Here is an 841-nt window from a genome sequence, read left to right as displayed (position 1 = left end):
TAGCAGTCTGCTGAAAAAGCCCTCGTCAGGGGCTGCGATTGATGATTCTATATCGATCATGGATCGTCGGGGGTTCGCATGCGGGGCGCTTTTTCGGATCAGGGCGGATTATTTTCGTACATTACGCCGGAGGCACGAGTTCCTGCGGACCATCCGCTCAGGAAGATCCGGCAGTTCGTCCGCGATGTGCTGACGGAGATGAATCGCGACTTGGGGAAGCTCTACGCGAGCGAAGGACGTCCCTCGACGCCTCCGGAGCAATTGCTGAGCGCGTTACTGCTGCAGGTGTTCTACGGTATTCGCTCGGAACGCCAGTTGATGGAGCAACTGGACTACAATCTTTTGTACCGCTGGTTTGTGGGGCTTTCGCCCGACGACCCGGTCTGGGACCCGACCACCTTCACCAAGAACCGAGACCGGCTGCAGAACGGCGGGGTGTTTAAGAAATTCATGACCCGGCTTCTGAACCATCCGCAGGTCAAGCCGCTGCTGTCGGACGAGCATTTCTCGGTGGATGGAACGCTGATCGAAGCCTGGGCGTCACAGAAGAGCTTTCGTCCCAAGGACGGTAGCGGTGACGATGATGGCGGCGCAAACTTCCATGGCCAGAAGCGCAAGAACGACACCCATGCGAGTACCAGCGATCCAAACAGCAGGCTTTACCGCAAGGCGGCCGGGCGGGAGGCGAAGCTCTGCTATATGGGCCATGCCACAATGGAGAACCGGCATGGGCTGGCGACCGAACGCCGCGCCTCGGAGATCATGCTGAAGGCCCAAGGCAAAGCCGCCGGCCACCGCATCACGGCCGGCGAGGACAAGGCGTACGATACCGCCGATCACG

At 59.8% G+C, this 841-nt stretch carries 1 protein-coding gene; it reads left to right on the top strand.

Annotation, left to right across the window (positions count from 1 at the left end; all coding sequences use genetic code 11):
- Window positions 1-78: 78 nt before the first annotated feature.
- Window positions 79-841, top strand: a 763-nt coding sequence (locus ACZYOF_RS44010) for an IS5 family transposase (RefSeq protein ID WP_463719625.1), incomplete at its 3' end; no start/stop codon positions are given.

Source organism: Bradyrhizobium sp. LeoA1Lang, assembly GCF_055413685.1.
The sequence above is the reverse complement of the archived record's forward strand: the minus strand, read 5'-3'. Positions and strand labels throughout refer to the sequence as shown.